Below are 7,414 nucleotides of genomic sequence, written 5' to 3' on the forward strand. Positions count from 1 at the left end.
CGGCGGGGCGCCTGGAGGGGAAACAGGGCGCTTACACCCCCACCCCCTGCCCCCTCCCCGCCCTTTTTTGAAGAAGGTTTGGGGGGAGGGGCTTTTCAGAGACCCCCCATGCCCCAAGCCCTCACCCTGGCCGAGGCCAGGGCGTTTCTGCGCGTGGCCGATCCGGCCGAGGACACGCTGCTGACGCTGCTGATCGACGCCGCCGAGGCGCGCGTCGCGGCGGCCGCCGGCGTCGCTTTGGCGCCGAGCAGCCCCGCGCCGCTGCGCCTGGCCGTGCTGATCCTGGTCGCCCAAGCGTTTGCCGCGCGAGAAGGCGGCGAGCCGCCGCTGAGCCTGGTCGAGCCGTGGCTGGCGCCGTTCCGGAAGGCGCGGCTATGAGCGACAAGCCCTTGATCGACGCCATCGTCGCGACGCTTAAGGCCGCGCCGGCCGTGACCGCCGTGGCCGGCCAGCGGATCTATCCGGCCGCGCCGCGCCTGCCGACCTATCCCTGCGTCGTCGTCACCCGCGCCGAGAGCCGGCCGGGGATCGAGAATGACACGCTCGAGCACCTGCTGACCCTGACCTGCGCCAGCCGCTTCGGCGGGCCGGAGGAGGCCCGGGCCCTCGTCGCGGCCGTCCGCGCGGCGCTGCACGAGGCGCGGCCGACCTTGGCCGGGCGGCGGCTGGTGAGCCTGCGGGTTCCCTATGCCGACTGCTTCACCGGGGCGGACCGCGAGACGACGCTCGGGATCGTCCGCGTGCGGGCGGTGACCGAGGCGGCGTGAGACTCGGCGCCGACATCCGGCCGGCGCGGACACCCCCACCCCCTGCCCCCTCCCCGCAGGGGGGAGGGGATCGTGCTAAACTGGAGACTCCGAATGGCCGCTCAAGCCGGCAAGGACATGCTGCTGAAGATCAGCGACGGGGCCGGCGGCTTCGTCACCGTGGCCGGGCTGCGGGCGCGGACCCTCAGCCTGAACGCCAAGACCATCGACGCGACCGACAGCGACAGCGCCGGCCGCTGGCGCGAGCTGCTGGCCGGCGCCGGTGTCCGCTCGGTCGCGGTGTCGGGCGCGGGCGTATTCCGCGACGCCGCCTCTGACGCGCAGGTCCGCCAGAGCTTCTTCGACCAGTCGGCGCGGACCTGGCGGCTGATCGTGCCGGATTTCGGCCAGCTGGAGGGCCCGTTCGTGGTCGCCGCGCTGGAATATGCCGGCGAGCATGACGGCGAGGCGACCTTCGCCCTCAGCCTGGCCTCGGCCGGCGCCGTCACGTTCACGGCGCTCTAATGCTGTCCCCCAACGCCGCGCGCGGCGACGTGGTCGTGACCCTGGCGGGCGGGCCGCGCCGGCTGTGCCTGACCCTCGGCGCGCTGGCGCGGATCGAGGCGGCGCTGGAGCTGTCGGACTGGTCGGCCCTGCCGGACCGGATCGCCAGCCTTAGCGCCCGGGACCTGACCGCCGTGCTGGCGGCGCTGCTGGAGGGCGGCGGCGAGCCGGCCGAGATCGCGGGGCGGGCGACCGTCCCCGAGGCCGCCAGCGCCCTGGCCGCCGCCCTGGCGGCCTGCGCGTGAGCTGGGCCGAGCCGCTGCGGCTGGCGCTGAGCCTCGGCATCGCGCCCGAGGCGTTCTGGCGGCTGTCGCTGAAGGAGTGGCGGGCGCTGACGGAGCGTCCGCCGGCGTCCGCCCTGACGCGATCGGGGCTGGAGGCCCTGGCCGCGCGCTTTCCCGACGAGGAGCGATCATGAGTTTCGAAACCGATGGCCTGTCGGCCGTGCCGACGCGCGCCGCCGAGGCGGCCGCGTCGCTGGAGGCGCTGAAGGCGCCGGCCGAACGCGCCGCCCGGTCGATCGACGAGGCCTTCGCCCGCGCCGGGGCGTCGCTGACTCGGTCGCTGGCGCGGGCGGCCTCGGACGGCCAGGTGTCGCTGGGCGAGCTGGCCCGCGCGGTGCTGGGCGCGGTCGGCGCCGGGCTCAAGGGGCCGCTGACCGAGTCGCTGTCCAAGAGCTTTTCCGGCGCGCGGGCCGACGGCGGTCCCGTCCTGCCGGGCGGCGCCTATCTGGTCGGCGAGCGCGGGCCGGAGGTGTTCCGGCCGACCAGCGCCGGCGCCATCGAGCCGCCGGGCGCCGGCGGGATCTCGGTGACGGTCAATGTGCGGGGCGGGGAGGCGTCGAGCCTGATCCGCTCCGACGCCCAGATCGCCCAGGCCCTGGCGCGAGCGGTGAGCCTGGGGGCGAGGGGGTTATGAGCCCCTCTCCCCCTGCGGGAGAGGGTGGCCCGCGCAGCGGGTCGGGTGAGGGGTCGAAAGCCGCTAGCCGTAGGGTGGACACCGTGCGCGGAACGGCCTCGCGACCCCTCATCCGGCCCTTCGGGCCACCTTCTCCCGCAAGGGGAGAAGGAGCTCTACAGCGCCACGGCCGTGGCGTTGGGCGGGGGCGCGCCGTACCTGTTGTCGCCCGCCTGGCCGTTGCTGCAGCCGACCCACAGGGTGAAGGCCAGCCAGACGGCGAAGGCGATGAAGCACGAGACGAAGAAGCCGCCCAGCGCCGTCAGGGCCGACAGCTCGGGCTCGCCATTGGTCAGGGCCGCGATGGCCGGCAGCACGCCGATCGACAGGGCCGAGCCCATGACCAGAACCGGCCCGAAGACCCAGGGCAGCACCTGCCACCAGCCCGTCTGACCCATGTCGTGCAGGCGCTTGGAATGGATGCAGATGCTGGAATAGATCGTCGCCAGGGCGATCAGGTGGCCGAACAGCGGCACCCAGCCGACGGCGACGTTGACGCCCAGCAGGACGAGCCAGCCGATCCAGAACGCCTGCCGGCCGATGCGGCCTTCCGGCGAGAGGAACAGGGTCTTCCAATCCATGCGTGGTCTCCAATCTCGGACCCATAGGTAGGGGCCGACGACCCGCGCATGAAGTGAAAAGCGGGTCATGACGCCGTCTTAATGGGCTTTGACGCCGACGGCTCCGCTTGGCCTCAAAAACCACGCAAACCTTTTCGTGATTTTCAGGAGAGCGCCGCGATGAGCGAGTTCCACGAGGCGCGCCTGCCCGCGCGGCTGGCGTTCGGCTGCACGGGCGGGATCGAGCGGCGCACCGACGTCGTCGCCCTGGCCTCGGGCTTCGAGCGCCGGACCAGCGCCTGGGCCCAAGGGCGACGCCGCTATCTGATCGCCACCGCCGCCCGGCCGCTGGACGAGCTCGCCGAGCTCGTCGCGTTCTTCGAGGCGCGACGCGGGCGGCTGGCGGGCTTCCGGTTCCGCGACCCGCTGGACTTCAAGTCGTGCGCGCCCTCGGCCCAGCCGGCGGCGGGCGACCAGGCGCTGGGGACCGGCGACGGGACGCGCAAGGCGTTCCAACTGGTCAAGGCCTATGGCGAGACGCTTCGGACGATCGCCAAGCCGGCGGTAGGCACGGTCAAGGTGGCGGTGGGCGGCGTCCCGCTGGCGGCGAGCGCCTTCGGGGTCGACCCGACGACGGGTGTTGTGACCCTGAACACCGCGCCGCCCGCCGGGGCGGCGGTGACGGCGGGGTTCGAGTTCGACACGCCGGTGCGCTTCGACGTCGACCGGCTGGACGTAACGCTGGAGGGCTTCGCGGCCGGGCGCGTGAGCGCCTGCGCCCTGGTCGAGGTGCGGGTCTGATGCGCGCGTTGCCGGAAGGTCTGGACGAAGCGCGGCTTTGCGATGTCTGGATCCTGGTCCGCGCGGACGGCGCGCGGCTGGGCTTCACCGACCACGACCGCGACCTCGTGGTGGACGGCGTGACCTGCCGGGCCGACGGCGGCTGGAGCCCGGGCGCGGGCGAGAGCGCCGTCGGCTACGCGCCGGGGCAGGGCGCGGCGCTGGGCGTGCTGGACGACGCCGGGATCACGCGGGCCGATATCGAGGCCGGGCTCTATGACGGCGCGCGGGTGGCGGGGCTGAAGGTGGACTGGAGCGCGCCGACGCGTCTCGTCCGGCTGTGGACCGCCACCATCGCCGCCGTGCGCCGGGAGGGCGAGGCGTTCAAGGCGACCCTGGCCGGGCCGGCGGCCGATCTGGAGCGCGTGGCGGGGAGGACCTTCACGCGACTGTGCGACGCGCGGCTGGGCGACGCCCGCTGCGGGATCACGCCGCCGGCGGGGGCGCGCTGCGACAAGCGCTGGACGACCTGTGTCGAGGCCTTCGGCAATGGCGACAACTTCCGAGGCTTTCCGATGGCGCCGGGCGAGGACTTCCTGACGCTGTACCCGGTCGAGGGCGAGCGCAACGACGGGGGACGGCGGTGAGAAGATGCTCCCCCTCTGGGGGAGCTGTCGCGGAGCGACTGAGGGGGCCATCTCGGATGACGCCGCGCTGCCCCCTCCGGCCCGCTGGGCCAACTCCCCCAGAGGGGGAGGAGCTTCGCGCCGCCGCCCTCGCCCACGCCCGCCTGTGGCTGGGCACGCCCTATCGCCACCAGGCCTCTACCCTGGGCGCGGGCTGCGACTGCCTGGGCCTGGTGCGCGGGGTCTGGCGGGCGCTGTACGGCGCCGAGCCGCAGGCGCCGCCGCCCTACCGTCCCGACTGGGCCGAGGTCGGCGCGCGCGAACTGCTGATCGAAGCCTTCGAGCGCTGGCTCGTTCCGATCGACCAGGCCCGGCCTGGCGACGTGCTGGTCTTCCGCATGGCCCCTGGCGTCGCGGCCAAGCACTGCGCGATCCAGTCCGGTCCCGACCGCATGATCCACGCCTATTGGGGCCGGGCCTGCGTCGAGAGCGCCCTGGGGCGCTGGTGGCGCGAGCGGCGCGTGGCCGCCTTTGGTTTTCCTCCCGTCTAGGAGCGCGCGATGGCGCAACTGATCCTTTCCAGCGTCGGCGCGGCGGTGGGCGGCCCGATCGGCGGCGCGGTGGGCGCGGTGCTGGGCGGCCTGGTCGACCAGGCCGCGCTGAGCGCCCTGTCGCCCGCGCGCCAGGTCGGGCCGCGCATCCCGGAGCTGCGGCTGACCGGGGCCAGCGAGGGCGCGCCGCTGCCCTGCGTGTTCGGCCGCGCGCGGGTCGGCGGCCAGGTGATCTGGGCCGCGCGCTTTCGCGAGAAGCGCGTCGAGGGGAGGGTCGGCGGCGGCAAGGGCCAGAAGACCACCGCCTACGCCTACAGCCTGTCGTTCGCCGTGGCCGTGGCCGAGGGGCCGATCGACGGCCTGGGCCGGGTCTGGGCCGACGGCAAGGTCATGGACATGACGGGCGTGACGATGCGCCTGCATCGGGGAACCGAGGACCAGGCACCCGATCCGCTGATCGCCGCCATCGAGGGTCAGGCGCCGGCCTATCGCGGCGTCGCCTATGTGGTGTTCGAGGACCTGCCGCTGGAGCCCTACGGCAATCGGCCGCCGCAGCTGTCGTTCGAGGTGTTCCGCCGGCCGCGCGCGCCGGGGACGTTGGGCCTGGAGGAGCGGCTGAAGGGCGTGTGCCTGATCCCCGGCGCGGGCGAGTTCGTCTACGCCACCGAGGCGGTGCTGCGTCGCGAGGGCCTGACCCGCGCGGCCTCGGAAAGCGTGCACAACGGCGAGGGCCGGCCCGATCTCGTGGTGGCCCTGGATCAGCTGCGGGCCCAGCTGCCGAACGTGGACCACGTGACCCTGGTGGTCGCCTGGTTCGGCACGGACCTGCGCTGCGGCCGGTGCGAGATCCGGCCCGGCGTCGAGCAGGCAGCCAAGGACACCCTGCCGATCACCTGGTCGGTGGCGGGCGTGGACCGGACCGGGGCGCACCTGATCTCGCTGAAGGACGGGGCGCCGGCCTATGGCGGCACGCCGGCCGACGCGGTGGTTTTGCAGGCGATCGCCGAGCTGAAGCGGCGCGGTCTGAAGGTGACGCTCTATCCGTTCATCCTGATGGATCCGCCGGCGGGGCAGGCGGCCTATCCCTGGCGCGGGCGGATCGCCTGCGCGCCGGGCGCGGACGGGACGGCGGCGGCGGTCGACCAGGTCAACGCCTTCTTCGACGGGACCTGGGGCCTGCGGCGGATGGTGCTGCATCAGGCCTCGCTGGCGGTTCAGGCCGGCGGGGTCGACGGCTTCGTGATCGGCTCGGAGCTGCGCGGCGTCACCACCACGCGTGGACCGGGCGGGATCTATCCGGCCGTGGCCAAGCTAAAGAGCCTGGCGGCCGACGCGCGGGCGCTCCTGGGCTCGGAAACCAAGCTCGGCTACGCCGCCGACTGGAGCGAGTATTTCGGCCACCAGCCGGCGGACGGCTCGGGCCACGCGGTGTTCCACCTGGATCCGCTGTGGGCCGATCCGAACATCGATTTCGTCGGCGTCGACTGGTATCCGCCGGTCACCGACTGGCGCGAGGGCGAGACCCACGCGGACGCGGTCGCCGGGTTCCTGGGGCCGCGCGACCCGTCCTATCTGCGGGCCGGCCTGACCGGCGGCGAGGCCTTCGACTGGTACTATGCCAGCCCCGCCGACCGCGACGCCCAGATCCGCGCGCCGATCACCGACGGCGCGCATGGCGAGGCCTGGATGTTCAGGGCCAAGGACCTCAAGAGCTGGTGGAGCAACCCCCACCACGACCGGCCGAACGGGACGCGGTCGGCGACGCCGACGGCGTGGGTTCCGATGTCCAAGCCGATCCGGTTGACGGAATTCGGCTGTCCGGCGGTCGACAAGGGGAGCAACTCGCCGAACCTCTTCATCGACCCGAAGAGCTCCGAGAGCTTCCTGCCGCCCTATTCGACCGGCGAGCGGGACGACTTTGGCCAGCGGCGCTATCTGGAGACGGTGCTGGCCTGGCTGGCCGAGCCGGACGCCAACCCGACGTCCAGCGTCTATGGCGGGCCGATGATCGAGGCGGCCAGCGCCTGGTGCTGGGACGCGCGGCCGTTTCCGGACTTCCCGGCGCGGTCGGACGTCTGGGGCGATGGCGACAACTGGACGCTCGGACACTGGCTGACCGGCCGGGCCGGGATCGCGCCGCTGCCGGAGCTGATCCAGGCCCTGGGCGCGCGGGCGGGCGTGACGATCGACCCGGGCGAGGCCAGCGGGGCGGTGGCCGGCTATGTCCTGGACCGGCCGATGCGGCTGCGCGACGCCCTGTCGCCGCTGACCGAGGCCTTCGCCCTGGACCCCGTCGAGCGGGGCGACCACGTCCGGATGGTCAGCCGCTCGGGCCTCGCCGTCGCGGCCTTGGGCGACGAGGATCTCGTCCTGCCCGAGGATGCGCCGACCGAGACCGAGACCCGCACGCTCGATCCGGCGGCCGAGGCGCTGCGGCTGCGGTTCATCGACGCCGCGCGCGACTATCAGGTCGGGGCGCTGCTGGTCCGGCGCGAGGCGGGCGAGGGAACGCGCGACCAGGACGCGCCGATCGTGCTGGCCGCCGCCGAGGCCGAGGCGGTGGCGCGGCGGATGCTGGCGGCCGACGAGGCGGCGCGGCGCGCGCGGGTCCTGCGTCTGTCGCCGTCGGC

Annotated in this window: 11 protein-coding genes; 10 read left to right on the forward strand and 1 reads right to left on the reverse strand. The window is 73.9% G+C overall.

Annotation, left to right across the window (positions count from 1 at the left end; genetic code table 11):
• Positions 1 to 108: 108 nt before the first annotated feature.
• The 6 genes from Q0V34_RS20445 (at position 109) to Q0V34_RS20470 (ending at position 2,228) form a co-directional block, all read left to right on the forward strand.
• A complete protein-coding gene (locus Q0V34_RS20445) occupies positions 109 to 378 on the forward strand; it encodes a head-tail connector protein (protein ID WP_297516151.1) in 270 nt (89 codons plus the stop codon).
• Entirely contained in the window at positions 375 to 767 is a 393-nt protein-coding gene (locus Q0V34_RS20450) for a DUF3168 domain-containing protein (protein WP_297516153.1), read from the forward strand. Before Q0V34_RS20445 ends, Q0V34_RS20450 begins: the two co-directional genes overlap by 4 nt.
• 93 nt (positions 768 to 860) lie before the next feature.
• Positions 861 to 1,271: a phage major tail protein, TP901-1 family gene (locus Q0V34_RS20455; RefSeq protein WP_297516155.1), complete on the forward strand. Its 411-nt coding sequence runs from the start codon at positions 861 to 863 to the stop codon at positions 1,269 to 1,271.
• Positions 1,271 to 1,555, forward strand: coding sequence for a GTA-gp10 family protein (locus tag Q0V34_RS20460; RefSeq protein ID WP_297516157.1), 285 nt, complete (start codon positions 1,271 to 1,273; stop codon positions 1,553 to 1,555). The genes Q0V34_RS20455 and Q0V34_RS20460 overlap by 1 nt, the downstream gene beginning before the upstream one ends.
• A complete protein-coding gene (locus Q0V34_RS20465) occupies positions 1,552 to 1,728 on the forward strand; it encodes a phage tail assembly chaperone (protein ID WP_297516159.1) in 177 nt (58 codons plus the stop codon). The genes Q0V34_RS20460 and Q0V34_RS20465 overlap by 4 nt, the downstream gene beginning before the upstream one ends.
• Positions 1,725 to 2,228 (forward strand): phage tail tape measure protein, encoded by a 504-nt coding sequence (locus Q0V34_RS20470; protein WP_297516161.1) that lies wholly within the window; start codon positions 1,725 to 1,727, stop codon positions 2,226 to 2,228. The genes Q0V34_RS20465 and Q0V34_RS20470 overlap by 4 nt, the downstream gene beginning before the upstream one ends.
• Positions 2,229 to 2,383: 155 nt before the next feature.
• Here Q0V34_RS20470 and Q0V34_RS20475 read toward each other — a convergent pair whose 3' ends face one another.
• Entirely contained in the window at positions 2,384 to 2,848 is a 465-nt protein-coding gene (locus tag Q0V34_RS20475) for a DUF805 domain-containing protein (protein WP_297516163.1), read from the reverse strand.
• 159 nt (positions 2,849 to 3,007) lie between these two features.
• Here Q0V34_RS20475 and Q0V34_RS20480 point away from each other — a divergent pair, with 159 nt between their 5' ends.
• The 4 genes from Q0V34_RS20480 to Q0V34_RS20495 form a co-directional block, all read left to right on the forward strand.
• Positions 3,008 to 3,628: a DUF2460 domain-containing protein gene (locus tag Q0V34_RS20480; protein ID WP_297516165.1), complete on the forward strand. Its 621-nt coding sequence runs from the start codon at positions 3,008 to 3,010 to the stop codon at positions 3,626 to 3,628.
• The gene (locus Q0V34_RS20485) at positions 3,628 to 4,254 is read left to right on the forward strand and encodes a DUF2163 domain-containing protein (protein ID WP_297516166.1); all 627 of its coding nucleotides are present in this window, start codon (positions 3,628 to 3,630) and stop codon (positions 4,252 to 4,254) included. Before Q0V34_RS20480 ends, Q0V34_RS20485 begins: the two co-directional genes overlap by 1 nt.
• Before the next feature lie 56 nt (positions 4,255 to 4,310).
• Positions 4,311 to 4,784: an NlpC/P60 family protein gene (locus Q0V34_RS20490; RefSeq protein ID WP_297516168.1), complete on the forward strand. Its 474-nt coding sequence runs from the start codon at positions 4,311 to 4,313 to the stop codon at positions 4,782 to 4,784.
• Between the two features lie 9 nt (positions 4,785 to 4,793).
• Positions 4,794 to 7,414, forward strand: a 2,621-nt coding sequence (locus Q0V34_RS20495) for a glycoside hydrolase TIM-barrel-like domain-containing protein (protein ID WP_297516170.1), incomplete at its 3' end; no start/stop codon positions are given.

It is taken from the genome of uncultured Caulobacter sp. (genome assembly GCF_947036865.1).
GTDB lineage: Bacteria > Pseudomonadota > Alphaproteobacteria > Caulobacterales > Caulobacteraceae > Caulobacter.